The 15605-nt window shown below is 74.6% G+C and carries 14 protein-coding genes; 1 reads left to right on the top strand and 13 read right to left on the bottom strand.

Annotation, left to right across the window (positions count from 1 at the left end):
* The 4 genes from EBM89_RS15720 to EBM89_RS15735 all read right to left on the bottom strand — a co-directional run.
* Nucleotides 1-671 (bottom strand): copper homeostasis protein CutC (locus EBM89_RS15720; RefSeq protein ID WP_122150573.1); only part of this gene is annotated, 671 nt, incomplete at its 3' end.
* A gap of 43 nt (nucleotides 672-714) precedes the next feature.
* Nucleotides 715-3156, bottom strand: a complete 2442-nt coding sequence (locus tag EBM89_RS15725; protein ID WP_122150594.1) for a heavy metal translocating P-type ATPase — start codon at nucleotides 3154-3156, stop codon at nucleotides 715-717.
* Nucleotides 3157-3218: 62 nt separating this feature from the next.
* Nucleotides 3219-3452, bottom strand: a complete 234-nt coding sequence (locus EBM89_RS15730; protein WP_122150575.1) for a heavy-metal-associated domain-containing protein — start codon at nucleotides 3450-3452, stop codon at nucleotides 3219-3221.
* A 31-nt stretch (nucleotides 3453-3483) separates the two neighbouring features.
* Nucleotides 3484-3765 (bottom strand): metal-sensitive transcriptional regulator, encoded by a 282-nt coding sequence (locus EBM89_RS15735; protein WP_122150577.1) that lies wholly within the window; start codon nucleotides 3763-3765, stop codon nucleotides 3484-3486.
* A gap of 107 nt (nucleotides 3766-3872) precedes the next feature.
* On the opposite strand from EBM89_RS15735, the gene EBM89_RS15740 reads away from it, so the two are divergent.
* Nucleotides 3873-4334: an SRPBCC domain-containing protein gene (locus EBM89_RS15740; protein ID WP_122150579.1), complete on the top strand. Its 462-nt coding sequence runs from the start codon at nucleotides 3873-3875 to the stop codon at nucleotides 4332-4334.
* Nucleotides 4335-4344: 10 nt separating this feature from the next.
* Here the strand turns inward: EBM89_RS15740 and EBM89_RS21370 are convergent, their stop codons facing one another.
* From EBM89_RS21370 to EBM89_RS15780, 9 genes are all read right to left on the bottom strand, one after another.
* Entirely contained in the window at nucleotides 4345-4509 is a 165-nt protein-coding gene (locus EBM89_RS21370) for a hypothetical protein (protein WP_158609688.1), read from the bottom strand.
* Entirely contained in the window at nucleotides 4487-4948 is a 462-nt protein-coding gene (locus EBM89_RS15745) for a hypothetical protein (RefSeq protein ID WP_158609689.1), read from the bottom strand. Before EBM89_RS15745 ends, EBM89_RS21370 begins: the two co-directional genes overlap by 23 nt.
* A gap of 162 nt (nucleotides 4949-5110) precedes the next feature.
* Nucleotides 5111-6817: a dipeptide ABC transporter ATP-binding protein gene (locus EBM89_RS15750; protein ID WP_122150583.1), complete on the bottom strand. Its 1707-nt coding sequence runs from the start codon at nucleotides 6815-6817 to the stop codon at nucleotides 5111-5113.
* The gene (locus EBM89_RS15755; RefSeq protein WP_122150585.1) at nucleotides 6814-7860 is read right to left on the bottom strand and encodes an ABC transporter permease; all 1047 of its coding nucleotides are present in this window, start codon (nucleotides 7858-7860) and stop codon (nucleotides 6814-6816) included. Before EBM89_RS15755 ends, EBM89_RS15750 begins: the two co-directional genes overlap by 4 nt.
* Complete coding sequence (locus EBM89_RS15760; RefSeq protein WP_122150587.1) at nucleotides 7860-8987, bottom strand: ABC transporter permease; 1128 nt, start codon at nucleotides 8985-8987, stop codon at nucleotides 7860-7862. The genes EBM89_RS15755 and EBM89_RS15760 overlap by 1 nt, the downstream gene beginning before the upstream one ends.
* A gap of 84 nt (nucleotides 8988-9071) precedes the next feature.
* Nucleotides 9072-10736, bottom strand: a complete 1665-nt coding sequence (locus EBM89_RS15765) for an ABC transporter substrate-binding protein (protein WP_122150589.1) — start codon at nucleotides 10734-10736, stop codon at nucleotides 9072-9074.
* Between the two features lie 273 nt (nucleotides 10737-11009).
* A complete protein-coding gene (locus tag EBM89_RS15770) occupies nucleotides 11010-12842 on the bottom strand; it encodes a choice-of-anchor G family protein (protein ID WP_122150591.1) in 1833 nt (610 codons plus the stop codon).
* The gene (locus EBM89_RS21880; protein WP_199732165.1) at nucleotides 12835-14292 is read right to left on the bottom strand and encodes a S26 family signal peptidase; all 1458 of its coding nucleotides are present in this window, start codon (nucleotides 14290-14292) and stop codon (nucleotides 12835-12837) included. The genes EBM89_RS15770 and EBM89_RS21880 overlap by 8 nt, the downstream gene beginning before the upstream one ends.
* An 85-nt stretch (nucleotides 14293-14377) precedes the next feature.
* On the bottom strand, nucleotides 14378-15094 hold the full coding sequence (locus EBM89_RS15780) for a SipW-dependent-type signal peptide-containing protein (RefSeq protein ID WP_122150592.1): 717 nt from the start codon (nucleotides 15092-15094) through the stop codon (nucleotides 14378-14380).
* Nucleotides 15095-15605 lie beyond the last annotated feature (511 nt).

Below are 15605 nucleotides of genomic sequence, written 5' to 3' on the forward strand. Positions count from 1 at the left end.
CCGCCCGGGCCGCCGTCGCCCGCGACCGCGCGGCTCGCGGACAGGTGCACGGCGGCGACGCCCACGCCCGCCAGCGCGGCGACGTCGACCGGCCGCACGCCGCCCCCCGCCATGACCTGCACGGCGCCGTCCGTGCGCCGGACGTACTCGCCGAGGCGCTGGAGCCCGTCGATGCTGCGCGCCGCGCCGCCGGAGGTCAGCACGCGCGTGACCCCGGCGTCGGCGAGGGCGTCGAGGACCGCGAACGGGTCGGCGACCGCGTCGACGGCCCGGTGGAAGGTCACCTCGTGCCCGTCGGCCGCGAGGACCAGCCGGGCGAGGGCCGTGGAGTCGACGTGGCCGTCCGGGGTGAGCACCCCGACGACCACGCCGTCCGCCCCGGCCGCGAGCACCGCCTCGACGTCGCGGACCTGGACGTCGACCTCGTCGGCGTCGTAGACGAACGACCCGGGCCGGGGGCGGACCAGCACGTGGATGCCGGGCGCCGTCGCGCCGAGGCGGGTGCGGGCGTCCCGCTCGGCGACCAGCGCCGCGACGGTCCCGGCGCTCGGCGTGAGCCCGCCGGTCGCGGCGAGCGCCCCGCACAGCTCCACGCGGGCGGCGCCGGCGTCCGCGGCGACGCGGTACCCCGCCAGGTCCTGCACGGCGATCTCCAGCACGGGACGCTCCACGGCACTCCTCCTCGACGACGTCCCGTGCACGCTACCCGGCTGATCAGCGGAAGCGGCGCAGCCGCAGCGAGTTGGTCACGACCAGCACGCTGCTGAACGCCATCGCCGCGCCCGCGATCATCGGGTTCAGCAGGCCAAGCGCCGCGAGCGGGATCGCCGCGACGTTGTAGGCGAACGCCCAGAACAGGTTCTGCTGGATGATCCGCAGCGTCCGGCGGGACAGCCGGACCGCCTGGGGCGCCGCGCGCAGGTCGCCGCGCACCAGCGTGACGTCCGCCGCCTCGATGGCGACGTCCGTGCCGGTGCCCATGGCGAGCCCGAGGTCCGCGGCGGCCAGCGCCGCGGCGTCGTTCACGCCGTCGCCCACCATCGCGACCCGGTGCCCGTCGGCCTGGAGGCGGCGGACGACGTCCACCTTGTCGGCGGGCAGCACCTCGGCGACGACGTCCTCCTCGGCGATCCCGACCTCCCGGGCCACGGCCCGCGCGGCACCGGTGTTGTCGCCGGTCAGCAGGACGGGCCGCAGCCCGAGGTCGCGCAGCTCCGCGACCGCCTGCCGAGAGGACTCCTTGACGGGGTCCCGCAGCACGAGGACGCCGCGCACGGCGCCGTCCCACGCGGCCGCGACGGCGGTGGCGCCGTCGGCCTCGGCCGCCGCGAACCGCGCCGCGAGGTCCTCGTCGGCGGTCACGCCCTGCTCGGCGAGCCACGTCGGCCGGCCGACCAGCACGCGGCGCGACAGCCCGACGCCGGAGTGCGCCGCCCGGACGACCCCGGACACGCCGCGCCCGGCCTCCGCGCGGAAGTCGTGCACCTGGTCGGCGCCGATCACGACGCCGTCCCCGCCCACGGGCCCGTCGGCGGGCGTCGCCGCCGCGTCGGCCACGGCACGGGCGATGGGGTGCTCGGCGAGCTGCTCGACGGCCCCGGCGTACCGCAGCACCTCGGCCGCGCTCGCCCCGCCGGCGGGCACCAGGACGTCCACCAGCGCCATCCGGCCCTCGGTGACCGTGCCGGTCTTGTCCAGCACGACGGTGTCGACCGTGCGGGTCTGCTCCAGCATCTCGGGGCCCTTGATGAGCACGCCGAGCTGCGCGCCCCGGCCCGTGCCGACCAGCAGCGCCGTCGGCGTCGCCAGGCCGAGCGCGCAGGGGCACGCGATGATCAGCACCGCGACGGCGGCGGTGAATGCCGCCTGCGCGGTCCCGCCGGTGAGCAGCCAGGTCGCGAGCGTCGCGACCGCGAGCACCAGCACCACCGGCACGAACACCGCGGAGATCCGGTCGGCGAGCCGCTGCACGGGGGCCTTGCCGGTCTGCGCGGCCGCCACCAGGCGGCCGATCTGCGCGAGCCGCGTCTCCTCGCCGACCCGCGTCGCGCGGACCACCAGGTGCCCGCCCGCGTTCACGGTGGCTCCGGTGACCTCGTCGCCCGGCCCGACGTCCACCGGCACGGGCTCGCCGGTGAGCAGGCTCGCGTCCACGGCGCTGGTGCCCTGCACCACGACGCCGTCGGTCGCGACCTTCTCCCCGGGGCGGACGGCGAACTCGTCGCCCACGGCCAGGCGGTCCACCGGGACGCGCTGCTCGACGCGGCGGCCGTCGGGCCCGGTGACCAGCAGCGCGACGTCCTTCGCGCCGAGGTCCAGCAGGGCCCGCAGGGCGTCGCCCGCCCGCCGGCGGGAGCGGTGCTCGGCGTACCGGCCCGCGAGCAGGAACGTCACGACCACGGCCGCGACCTCGAAGTACAGCTCGGGCATGTGCCCGCGCATGTCGGCGGCCGGGAACAGGGTGACCGACATCCGCATGCCGATCTCGCCCGCACCGCCGAGCAGCAGCGCCCACAGGGACCAGGCCGTCGCGGCGGCGACGCCGATCGACACGAGGGTGTCCATGGTCGAGGCGCCGTGCCGGGCCGCCCGGGCGGCGGCGCGGTGGAACGGCCAGGCGGCCCACGTGGCGACCGGCAGGGCCAGCGCGGCCACGAGCCACTGCCAGCCGGGGAACTGCGCGGCCGGGACCATCGACAGCACCAGCACGGGGACGGTGAGCACGGCGGCGACCCGCAGCCGGCGGCGCAGGTCGGTGCCGCGCGCGTCCGTGGGGGCGGAGGTGTCCTCGTCCGGGTCCATGTCGTGCCCGGGGGCCATGCTGTGCCCGGACAGCGCGTGCTCGCGCGGGTCCATCCCGGGGTGCCCGGAGTGCTCGGGGTGCGCGGTGTGCTCGGTGGGGTGCGTCGGCGCGGGGTCGTCGGCCGGTGCGGCCGGCGCGGGCGGCGTCACCAGGTCGTGCCGTCCGGTGACGCGGGCGTCGTACCCGGCCTTGCGGACGGCCTCCACCAGGGCGTCGACGTCGGGTGTGCTGCCGTCCTCGGCGGGGGAGACCTCGACGTGCGCGCTCTCCAGCGCGAGGTTGACGGTCGCGCGGGCACCGGGGACGCGGTTCAGCCGCTTCTCGACGCGGGCGACGCAGGACGCGCAGGTCATGCCCTCGACCGCGAGGTCGACGGTGCCGACGGGCGCGGCGGGGATGCGCAGGTCGTCGGCTGTCACAGCAGGGAGCCCTTCGGGGTGACGGCGTACCCGGCCTCGTCCACGGCGGCGGCGACGGCCTCGTCGGCGATCGGGCCGTCGGAGGTGACGGTGACGGGGGAGGACCCGCCGGCGACGAGGTCGACCTGGACGTCCGTGACGCCGGGGATCGCGGTGAGCTCCTCGGTGACGTGGCGGACGCAGTTGCCGCAGGTCATGCCGTCGACGGAGAAGGTGGTGGTCTGGCTCATCGGGGTGGTTCCTCTCGCGGTGGGGTGGGGGTCAGGAGCGGACGAGGCGGGCGATGGCCTCGGAGGCCTCGCGGACCTTCTCCGCCCCCGCCTCGGGGGACTGGCGGGCGGCGTCGACCACGCAGTGACCGAGGTGGTCCTCGACCAGCCCGATGCTCACGGCCTGCAGCGCCTTGGTGACGGCCGCGACCTGCGTGAGCACGTCGATGCAGTAGACGTCCTCGTCGACCATCCGGGCGATGCCCCGGACCTGGCCCTCGATGCGCTTGAGGCGCTTGAGGTAGTCGTCCTTGTCGCTGGTGTACCCGTGCACGTCGGCTCCTCCCGTGCGGGCACGTCGGCCCGTCCTCGTGGAGGGCAACGCTATACCCCCCTGGGGTATTCCATGCCGGGCCGGAGGTCCCGGGCTACCGTCGGGGGATGGGACGCACCGACCGCGCCAGCCTGCTCGTGCACGTCGACCGGAGCGCCGTGTTCGCGGCCCTCACGGACCCGGACGCACTGCTCCGGTGGCTGCCCCCGGCCGGGATGCACGGCCGCTTCGAGCGGTTCGACATGCGCACCGGCGGCTCGTACCGGCTCGTGCTCACCTACGACGACGCCACGGCGTCGCCGGGCAGGACGACACCCGACTCGGACGTGTCCGAGGTGCGGGTCGTCGAGGTCGTCCCGGGGGAGCGCGTCGTGCAGGAGGTCGACTTCGCGTCCGACGACCCGGCGTTCGCGGGCACGATGCGGATGCGGTGGACGCTGCGCGGCACCGACGACGGGACCGAGGTCGAGGTCGAGGCGCGCGACGTCCCGCCGGGGGTCCGGGCGCGAGACCACGCCGCGGGGCTCACGTCGTCGCTGGCGAACCTCGCCGCGTACCTGGAGCCGTGAGGGACCCCGCTCAGATGCGGTACTGCAGGCTCGGGTCGGCGCCGCTGAGGCGCTGCTCGCGGAAGTAGGCGGCCCGGGCGAGCGCCCGGTCGACGAGGGCCTGGCGCTGCTCGACGGTCAGCCAGGGCTGCTCGTCGCGGGAAGGCTGCTGCTCAGGTTCGCGGTCGTCCGGCATGGGGGTCCTCCTCGGTGTCCGTCGGTGGCTTGGCGGGAAGCGCGGACGCCAACGAGGCCGCGGCAGCGCTCTGGATCTCAGTGTCGGCGACCGTGACGAGCGCATCGACCAGCGCATGGTCTACGTAGGTGGTGCCGGGGACCTCGGCGCGCAGGATCCGGTACGTCTCCCACCAGTGGGCGTCCTGGGCCAATCGCCGGGCCGCCTCGGCGCTCTCCCGGCGGTCCCGCTCGTGCCGCCGCCACTGCGCGAGCGCCACGGACGCGGCGCCGACGGCCGCGAGCCCGCCCAGGCCCGGGCTGTGCGCGAACCCGTCCACCCACGTCAGGGTGGCGAGCAGCGCGCCGTGACCGTGGTCCTGCCGCACGAGGACGGTCGAGGACAGCACGGCGAGGAGGACCACGCACCACGCCACACGTCTCCAGGTCCGTCGTCGCACCGCCCCTCCTCCGCCTCGGTCTTCCCACCCTGCCAGGCCCGGAGCGGTCCGAGTCCGTGGTCCCCAGGTCGGGTTCGCTGAGGGCCCCGCCGTCGCAGGAACGCCGCGAGGGCGCACCCCCGGGGTGGGGGTACGCCCTCGCGGCGTGCGTCGCCGGACGGGTCAGACCAGCGCCCGCCACGCCTCGCGCCGGGCGGTCTGCTCGACCGGGTCCGGCACGGGCAGGCTGGCGAGCAGCCGCTGCGTGTACTCCTCGCGGGGCGCCCCGAGCACCTGCTCCCCGGTGCCCTCCTCGACCAGCCGCCCGCGGTGCAGCACCGCGATCCGGTCGGCGAGCAGGTCCACGACGGCGAGGTCGTGGCTGATGAACAGGCAGGCGAACCCGAGCCTCTCCTGCAGCTCGGCGAACAGCTCGAGCACCCGGGCCTGCACCGACACGTCGAGCGCCGACGTGGGCTCGTCCGCGATCAGCAGCTCGGGGTCGAGCGCGAGCGCCCGGGCGAGCGACGCGCGCTGCCGCTGCCCGCCGGAGAGCTCGTGCGGGTACCGGTCACCGTAGGCGCGCGGCAGCTGCACGGACTCCAGCAGCTCGTCCACGCGGGACCGCGCCGCGGCGGCGTCCCGGGCGCGACCGTGCACGACCAGCGGCTCGGCCACGCACTCGGCGATGGTGAGCAGCGGGTTGAACGACGTCGCCGGGTCCTGGAACACGAACCCGACGCGGTGCCGGATCGGCCGGACGTGCCGCTCCTTGACGCCGTTCATCTCGACCCCGAGGACCTGCAGCGAGCCGCCAGTGACCGTCGTCAGACCCGCGATGGCGCGCCCGATGGTGGTCTTGCCGGAGCCGGACTCGCCGACGAGGCCGACGACCTCGCCGGGCCGGATCGCCAGCGACACCCGGTCGACCGCCCGGAACCCGGGCTGCCGGAGCCGTCCGGGGTAGGTGATCTCCAGGTCGCGGGCCTCGACGACCGGCGCCTGGTCGGCCCAGCCCTCGGGCCGGGCGGCGGCCCGCGCCCGGGCGTGCGCGCCGCCGGCGCCGATGCGGGGCACGGCGTCGAGCAGCGAGCGGGTGTACGGGTGCTCGGGAGCGGAGAACAGCTGCCGCACGGGCGCCTGCTCCACGATCTCGCCCTGGTACATCACGGCGACGCGGTCGGCGAGGTCGGCGACGACGCCCATGTTGTGCGTGATGAGCACGATCGCCGCCCCGAACTCGTCGCGGCACCGGCGCAGCAGGTCGAGGATCTCGGCCTGCACGGTCACGTCGAGGGCGGTGGTGGGCTCGTCGGCGATGATCACGCCGGGGTCGAGCACGAGCGCCTGGGCGATGACGATGCGCTGCTTCTGACCGCCGGAGAACTGGTGCGGGTAGTGGTCGATCCGGTGCTCGGGGTCGGGGATGCCGACGCGGCGCAGGATGTCGACCGCCTTGGCCCGGGCCTCGGTGCGGCTGATCTTCCCGTGGGCGCGCAGGCCCTCGATGATCTGCCAGCCGACCGTGTACACCGGGTTGAGCGCGGTGGACGGCTCCTGGAACACCATGGCGGCGTCCCGGCCGCGCACGCGGCGCAGTCCGGCCTGGTCGAGCGCGAGGACGTCGTCGCGGGTGCTGCCGTCCTTGGACGACAGCACGACGGCGCCGCGGGTGGTCGCCGTGGACGGCAGCAGGCCGAGCAGCGTCTTCGCGGTCACGGACTTGCCGGACCCCGACTCGCCGACGACGGCCAGCACCTCGCCGGGCGCGACCTGCAAGGAGACGTCGTCCACCGCGCGGACGTTGCCCGCGTCGGTCGCGAACGACACCGACAGGCCGGTGATCTCGACGACGGGCTGGCTGCCCGGGGTGGTGGTCGCGGCGCTCATCGGCCGTCCTCCGTCCTGGGCTCGAGGCCCTCCACGCCGCCGGGGGCGGTCAGCGCGCCGCCGGGCACCACCGAGGTGGCGGCGACGTCGCCCGTGACGTCGGCCGAGGCGCGGCGCGTGCGCAGCCGCGGGTCGGCCAGGTCGTTCAGGGACTCGCCGACCAGGGTGATGCCGAGGACGGTGAGCACGATCGCGACGCCGGGGAACACGGAGGTCCACCAGATCCCCGAGGTGACGTCGGAGATCGCCCGGTTGAGGTCGTAGCCCCACTCGGCGGCCTTGGTGGGCTCGATGCCGAAGCCGAGGAACCCGAGCCCGGCGAGGGTGAGCACGGCCTCGGAGGCGTTGAGCGTGATGATCAGCGGCAGCGTCCGGGTGGAGTTGCGCAGCACGTGCTTGAACATGATCCGGCCGTTGCTGGCGCCGATCACGCGGGCGGACTCGACGAACGCCTCGGACTTGATCCGGATGGTCTCGGCGCGCACCACCCGCAGGTACTGCGGTGTGAACACCACCGTGATGGACAACGCCGCCGCGAGGACGCCGCCGATCATCGAGGACTGCCCGCCGCTGATGACGATGGCGAGCACGATGGCGAGCAGCAGCGACGGGAACGCGTAGACGGCGTCCGCGATCACGACGAGCACGCGGTCCAGCCAGCCGCCGAAGTACCCGGACACCAGGCCGAGCAGCACGCCGATGATCAGCGACGCCGCGATGGCGATGACGATGACGAGCACGGCGGTCCGCGAGCCCCAGATGACCCGGGACAGCACGTCGAACCCGCCGACGGTGGTGCCGAGCCAGTGCTCGGCGGACGGCGGCTGCTGGGCGCCGAACGGGCCGGTGTCCGCGCTGCGGATCTGGCCGTAGCCGTACGGGGCGAGCCACGGGGCGAGCAGCGCGCTGAGCAGCAGGAGGCCGGTGAGCACGAGGCCGACGATCAGCATGACGCGCTGCAGGCCGACGCTCTGCCGGAGCTGGTGCACGACGGGCAGCCGGCGCCAGCCGCGGGGCGTGGGCGCGGCGGTGGGGGTCGTCATCAGTACCTCACCCTCGGGTCGATCAGCGCGGCGATGACGTCGACCAGGAAGTTGGCGACGGCCACCACGACGGCGAGCATCACGACGATGCCCTGCACGGCGACGAAGTCGCGGGCCTGCAGGTACTGGGACAGCTGGAACCCGAGACCGCGCCACTCGAACGTCGTCTCGGTGAGCACGGCGCCGACCAGCAGCATCGCGACCTGCATGCCGACGACCGTGACGATCGGGATGAGGGCGGGCTTGTACGCGTGCTTGCGCAGCAGCCGGGACTCGCGCACGCCGCGGGAGCGGGCGGCGTCGACGTACCCGGAGCCGAGCGTGCCGATGACGTTGGTGCGCACGAGCCGCAGGAAGACGCCGGCGGTGAGCAGGCCGAGCGCGAGCGCGGGCAGCACCGCGTGCTGCAGCACGTCGACGACGACGTCCGGGTTGCCGGTGCGGATCGCGTCGATCAGGTAGATCCCGGTGGGGTCGTCCAGCCGCCGCATCTCGATCTCGGAGCGGGTCGACGCCCGCCCGGCGACGGGCAGCCAGTCGAGCTGCACCGCGAACACGAGCTTGAGCAGCAGACCCGCGAAGAACACGGGGGTGGCGTAGCAGAGGATCGCGAACACCCGCAGCAGCGCGTCCGGGACGCGGTCGCGGAAGTACGCCGCGACGAGGCCGAACGGGATGCCGACCGCGAACGCCACGATCAGGGCATAGAAGGCGAGCTCGAGCGTCGCGGTGCCGAAGGTGGTGAGGACCTCGGTCACGGGGCGGCTGTCGCTGAGCGTGGTGCCGAAGTCGCCGCGCAGCAGGTCACCGAGGTAGTCGCCGTACTGCACGAGCACGGGCCTGTCGTACCCGGCCTGCGCGATGCGCTCGGCGAGCTGGTCGGCGGGGAGCCGGCCGCCCTGCGCGGCGGTGATGGGGTCACCCGTGGCGCGCATCAGCACGAACACCACGGTGACGAGGATGAAGACGGTCGGGATGATCAGCAGGAACCGGACCAGCAGGTAGCGGCCGAGTCCGCCGCCGGAGCCGCGGGAGCGTCGGGTGGACGCCGGGGCGTCCCCGTCGGGTGCGGTGGGGTCGGCCGCGCCGGTGGGCTGCAGCGGACCCGCGGTGGGTGTGGAAGTCATGTCCCTCGATGGGTCGGACGGCCGGTGACGCCCGACGCGGGCCGCTCGGAGTGCGAGCGACCCGCGTCGGACGACGCCAGGGGATCAGCCGATGGCGAGCGCGCCGTAGCGGAACTTGAACGAGGCGTCGAGGGTGTCCTCGGCCCCGGTCACGTCGGCGCCGACCACGGCCACCTGCGCACCCTGGAGGTACGGCACGGTGGACAGGTCCTGCGCGACGGCGTCCTGGATCTCACCGATGAGCGCGGTGCGCTCGGCGGTGTCGGTGGTGACGGCCTGCTGCAGGATCAGGTCGTTGACCTCGGCGTTGTCGTAGTGGTTGCCGAGGAAGTTGTCCGTCAGGAAGAACGGCGTCAGGTAGTTGTCCGCGTCGGAGTAGTCCGGGAACCAGCCGAGCTGGTAGGCCGGGTAGACGTCGGCGGTGCGGTCCTTGGCGTACTGCACCCACTCGGTGGTCTGCAGGTCGACGGCGAACAGGCCGGTGGACTCGAGCTGGTCCTTGATCAGCGCGTACTCCTCGCCGGAGGACGGGCCGTAGTGGTCGTTGCTGTACTGCAGCGACAGCTGGACCGGGGTCTCGACGCCCGCGGCCTCGAGGGTCTCGGCGGCCTTGTCGGCGTCCGCGCCGCCCTCGCCGTCGCCGTACAGGCCCTTGAGGGCCTCGTTGGCGCCGGTCAGGCCCTCGGGGACGTAGGAGTACAGGGGCGTGTAGGTGCCCTTGTAGACCTGGTCCGCGATCTCCTCGCGGTCGATGAGGTCGGCGACGGCCTGGCGGACGGCGAGCGCCTTGGCCGGGTCGGCCTCGGGGGTCGTCGCGCCGTACGGCTGCGTGTTGAAGTTGAAGGTGATGTAGCGGATCTCGCCGCCGGGGCCGTCGACGACCTTGACGTTGTCGTCGCCGCGCAGGTCCTCGATGTCGGTGGCGCTCAGCGAGCGGAACGCGACGTCGACGGTGCCCTGCTGCACCTCGAGCTTCAGGTTGGAGGCGTCCGTGTAGTACTGGACGTTGATCTCCTCGGTCTTCGGCGCGCCGAGCAGACCCTGGTAGTCCGGGTTGGCGGTGTACGACAGCAGGTCGTTCTGCGCGTAGTCGGTGAGGACGTACGGGCCGGCGAACGCCTGGCCGTCCACGATCTCGGCGTCGGGGGTCAGCGCGTCGGCCGCGAAGACGTCCTCGTCGACGATCGGGCCCACGGGGCTCGACAGGATCTGCGGGAACACCTGGTCGTCCGGGGACTTCAGGGTGAACACGACGGTGAGGTCGTCGGGCGCCGCGACGCTGTCCAGGTTGTACAGCAGCGAGCCGGGGCCGTTGCCGTCGTCCGCGCCGGACTCGAAGATCGCGAGCTGGCGGTCGAACGAGAACTTCACGTCGGAGGACGTGAGGTCGTTGCCGTTCGCGAAGGTCAGGCCCTCCTTCAGCGTCACCGTGTACTCGGTGGGCGAGGTGAACTCGGCCGACTCGGCGATGTCGGGCTCGACGTCGGGGGAGCCGTACGGGGTGTTCATGAGGAACGGGTAGATCTGGTTCATCACCGCGAACGAGCCGTTGTCGTACGAGCCCGCGGGGTCGATGGTCGTGATCTTGTCCGTGGTGCCGATGAGGAGCGCGCCGCCGGAGCCGCCGTCCCCACCTCCGTCGGAGGAGTCGTCGCCCGATCCGCCGCACGCGGCGAGGACCAGGGCGGTGGCGACCAGGCCGGCGCCGGTCACGATGCCGCGTCGGCGGCCGTGGGGAACCGCAGTCATGCGTGTACCTCTTCCCTGAAGCGGGGGCAGGGGTGTGCCCCGGTGCAGTGCGGGCGCCCGGCCCCACCGGTGATCATGTCTCTCGTGTCGAGACGTGACGTCCGACCGATGAGATCGCCGGGCGAGGGGTCTAGACAAGCACAGTTTGAACGGAAAGCGGACACCCAGCGGTAACGCTCGCGTTACCGCAGGATCACGATGCGGTCGCGGCCCCGCCGCGGCCCGGGAGACGACCCGCCGGCGAGGGGCGGGGCAGGACGGCGACGTCCCTGCTCACGGGGCCAACCGGTACGTGTTCGGGCCCGCGGCGGAGGCGCCGAAGGCCACCCAGGCCGTCCGGCTCGCCGGGACGGCGCCGATCCGCAGCGCGGTGACACCTACCTCACCGGAGTCGAAGACGATCCCCGGTCGCGCTGCCGGGGAGGCGACGTCCGGCCGGACGTTCACCTGGGCCGAGACGGCCGTCGGCAGGTTCGCGAGCGAACCCTGGAGGGTGGTCTGCGCGGCGGTGACGGCGTTGGTGATCAGGCGCGCGGGCGACGACGGGGTCGTGGAGGTGGTGCCGTAGACCGTCGTGGCGAGCGCGTCGGCGACAGCCTGCTTCAGCTGCTCCTGCCCCGCCGGGTCCCCGAACGTGTTCCGGACGGTGGTGCACGAGCCGGTCGTCAGCAAGCCGCACGAGTTGTTGGTGCCGACCGAGACGCCGACCGTGCCGCCGGTCTTGGCGTACAGCTGGTTCAGGGTCCCGGTGAAGGTGAAGCGGGTGGGCTCCGTGAGCAGCGCCCCCAGTCCCAGGAGCGAGATCTGGGTGTCGACGGTGAGCGTGGCGGTCCGGGTGTTGAGCGCCGTGCTGATCGCGTTGAGCACCGACGTCTGGTAGACGGGCAGCAGGGCCCCGACGGCCGTCGAGGCGGCGCTCATGATCGCGGTCGTCAGCACCTCGCTGTTGGGCGCGAGTCCGTTCACGCCGGTGGTGGCGCTGGTCAGCGTGGCGAGGTCGACCGTCATCCGCCCGTTCGTCAGGTCCAGGCGCACGGCGCCGTCCGCGCTGGTGAGCGTCTGCGAGGTCAGCGGCGACACCGCCGTGGGCACGTTGACGCCGGTGAGGGTGAGCGTGCCGGTGGACGTCGCGGCGGGCGTCATGAGGTTGAGCAGCGCCTGGTTGTTGCGCATCGTCGTGTTGACGTTCGCTGCGGCCGTCGTCGGGAACGCGGCGGTCGTCCCGGCCGCGATCGCGTTCTGGATCGTCGTCGCCGACGAGGTCGCGGTCGTGGACACCGCGCGCAGGTTGGTGCTCTCCGCCTCGAGCCGCAGCCCGGAGACCCCGTACGCGCGGCTGGTGGTGTTGACCCCGAGGCAGGCGTTGCGGGTGGTCAGCGACGCGACCGAGCGCGGCACGAGCCGGACCCCGGTGAGGTCGGTGGCGTTCGCGGCGCCGAGCTGCGTGCTCAGCAGCGTCGAGCCGACGAGGTTGCGGACGTCGACCGTCGCGAGGTCGGGCTGCGCGTTCGGGGCGCCCTGGACGGTGGTGTCGATGACGCCGGCGTCGGACACGGCGCCGGACGCCCCGGAGACGAGGCCGGTGCTGGCGGCGCGGGCGAGCTGGTTGTTCTGCGCGGGCGTGACGGCGGCGAACGAGTAGGTGCTGCCGAGCGAGGCCGCGGGGCCGTTGAGGGTCGCCTGGGCGAGCGGGTGCTTGTACCCGTCGCTGCCGAGCGAGGTCGCCCCGGTGGGGGTCGCCGACGAGGCGGTGCCGGTCTGGACGACGCGCAGCGGGGCCAGCGCGGGCGTCGCCGCCGTGGTGGTCCCGGCGGTGTTCGCGGCGAACAGCTGCCCGCGCCCGGTGGTCGTGTAGAGCCCGGCCTCGCACCAGGACGCCCGGGTGCCGAGGGCGGCGTCCACGTACTCCCGGTCGACCCACGCGGCGTCGGTGAGCTGCACGTGGCGGGCACCGGTGTGCACACCGATGCCCGCCGCGAGCCCGAGGGCGAGCGCGACGGCCGTGGTCAGCCGCCCGCGCGGTGCGCGCCGCGTCCGGGCGTGCCGGACCGGCCGGGGGACCCGGACGCGGGTGCCCCGGCGGGCGGCGGCGCTGCGGTCACGCACCGTGCTGCACTCCCTGCCGCTCCTCGCGGCGGCGGCGCGCCCAGGTGACGGCGACCGCGCCGGTGAGCACGGCGAGGGCCGCCCACACCGCGGGGCGCAGGTCGGCACCGGTCATGCCGAGGACGGCGCTCGTCGAGCCCGGCCCGTCGTCCAGCGCCGCGAGCACGTCGCTGAGGACGTACTCCTCGCCGAAGGCGTCGAACCGCAGGCCGAGCGACATGTCGAGACCCTGGAACTCGTCGCCGAGCCCGGCGGGGACGCGCAGCCGCACGACGACGGCCTGCTCGGCGCCGGTCTCCACCGGTCCGACCTCGGCGCGGTCGACGCGGGCCTCGCCGCCGCTGACCCCGGCCGGGACCTCGCGGGCGCCGCCCGGGCAGGTGACGCCGTCCGCGGCCCAGGCGTCGCACATCTGCACGACGAGGCTGACGCCGCCGCGCTCGACCAGCGGGCCACCCGCGAACAGGCTCACCCACAGGGTGCCGCGGGCGCCCGCGTAGCCCTCGGGCGGGCGCACGGTGGACTCGACCCGCCAGGCCAGGTCGGTGCCGGGGGACAGGTCCCACCGGCCGCCGAGCGGCAGCGAGGACGAGAGCTGCAGCAGGCGGTCCTCCTCGATCGGCGCCTCGCTGAACCCGTCGGGCGGCGGCGTGCCGTCCGGGGGCAGCACGTCGGCGGGGACCCGCACGGGTGCGGCCGCCACGGCAGGGGCCGGGCTGCCGAGCAGCAGCAGGCCCGCGCCGAGCGTCACGACGAGCACGGCGGCTCCCGTCCGGGTCGCGCCGCGGTAGGCGCGCAGGCGCGGCCACGTCACGGGCGCGTCCGCGTCGTCGGTGGGCGCACCGTGGTCCGCGAGGTCCGAGGGACCGGCGGGGTCGACGAGGCCGACCAGGCCGCCGGTGCCGACGGAGCGGGTGGCGGGCCCGGCGGCAGCGGCCTCCGGGACGGACTCGGCCCCGCGGCGGCGCTCGCGGCGGGACCCGCGCGGCTCGTGCCGGGCGCGCGGCCACAGCGCCCAGCCGACGAGGGCGGCGATGCCGACGGTGATCCCGGCCATCGCCTTCGGGTCACCGAGGCGGACGAGCGCGAACCCGACGCCCGGGGCGGACGCGACCACGCGGCGCACCTCCGTGACGTCGTAGGGGAACGGGTCCTCGGCCTCGTTGGCGTCGCCCCGCAGCCGCAGCCGGGTGGTGCCGTCGGCCTGGGGCTCGACGGCGATGACGCGGTGCGTCACCGGGAGCGTCCCGCCGACGGGCGAGGGCACGGTGACGACGTCGCCGACCTCGACCTGGTCGGCCGGGAGCGACCGCACCAGCGCCGCGGCGCCGGTGGGGATCGTCGGGCTCATCGAGCCGGTGCGGAAGACGATCACGCCGAGGTCGAGGGTCGCGACGAGCACGACCATGACCAGGCAGACCGCACCGAACAGGGCCGCGAGCGTGAGCATGACCTCGCGGAGAAGGTCGTGCGCCCGCCGGCGCCGGCGGCCCGGCGCCGGCCGGGCCGCGTGGGAGCCGGCCACGGGAGCCCGCTCAGGACGACGTGGCCGTGAAGCTCCACACCGGGGTGACGGTCTTCCCCTGCAGCGCGGTGCTCGTGGCCGTCGCGGGCATGGTGATCTGGAAGCACAGGTCGACCGCCGCGCCCGGGTCGCCACCGGTGCCCGCGGGGACCGCGAACGAGGTGGACCCGGCCGTGGTCAGCGGCGAGCTCGCCGGGACCAGCTGCGTGCCGGCGCCGGCGAAGCCCGCGGCCGAGCAGTTGGCCTGCGAGACACCGGTCTTGGCCTGGTAGACGAGGGCGCCGAACAGGCCGGCGTCGGAGCCGGTGGCGGCCGCGCCCGCGTTGAGCACGGCGGTCCCGGCGACGGAGCCCGCACCGGCGCGCAGCTGCATCGGCGCGTAGACGACCGCGCCGGGCGACAGCGAGGCGGCCTGGACGGTGAAGTTCAGCCGTCCCGCGGTGCCACCGGGCGGGGCGGTCTCGCGGTTCGCGAACCCGGCGCCGTCGTAGACGTTCTGCTCGACCTCGAAGACGGTCGTGCCGATCGGGGTGCCGTCGTTGTTGGTGCCACCGAAGATCCACTCGGTGTCGGTCCAGGCGGCCAGCGTGACCGCCGCCCCGATGCCCAGGACGCCGGCCGCTGCGAGCACCGCGCGCACCCGGCCCTTCGGGCGGCGGGAACGGGAACGCACCGTGCGCACGTCCACGCCGTGGTCCTGGTTCTTGTCGTCCTTGATCGCGGGCATGGTCTCTCCCCCTGCACCCACGACGATGCCCCCTGCACCGTCGGAACCCCGTGCCGCAGCGCACCGGGCCGTCCGCGGGACCCCCTGTCCCGCGGCGCTACACAGGAGGGTGAGTCCACCCCGGGCTTGCGCGCAAGAGGTGCGACCGTATTACGCGGAATGTCCCGAATGTCGCGAAGATTGAGGCTTTTGCCCGACTCCGAGCGGGTGATCACGCGCGTTGTCGCAGGTCAGTGAGGAGGACCTCGAACTGGGCCGTCCAGGTGAACCGTACGCCCGCGAGTGGGTGAATTGCACAGGTGTCGCGGATCCCCAGGTCAGGCACGCCCCGGCGCGCCGCCGCGTGACCCCCGTGTCGGAGATCATGGCCGCGCGACCGTTTCCGCCGGAAAGCGGGTGCCGGACCGTCGAGGCCACCGGCGGGGGGACCGGCCCGCGCCCCGGGGGGGCGGGCCGGTGTCCGGTCCCGCTCAGGCCGCGGGGGCCACGGCGGCCGCCGCGGCGCGGGCCG

Origin of the sequence: Cellulomonas triticagri (assembly GCF_003696205.1) — a bacterium.
Taxonomy (GTDB): Bacteria; Actinomycetota; Actinomycetes; order Actinomycetales; family Cellulomonadaceae; genus Cellulomonas; species Cellulomonas triticagri.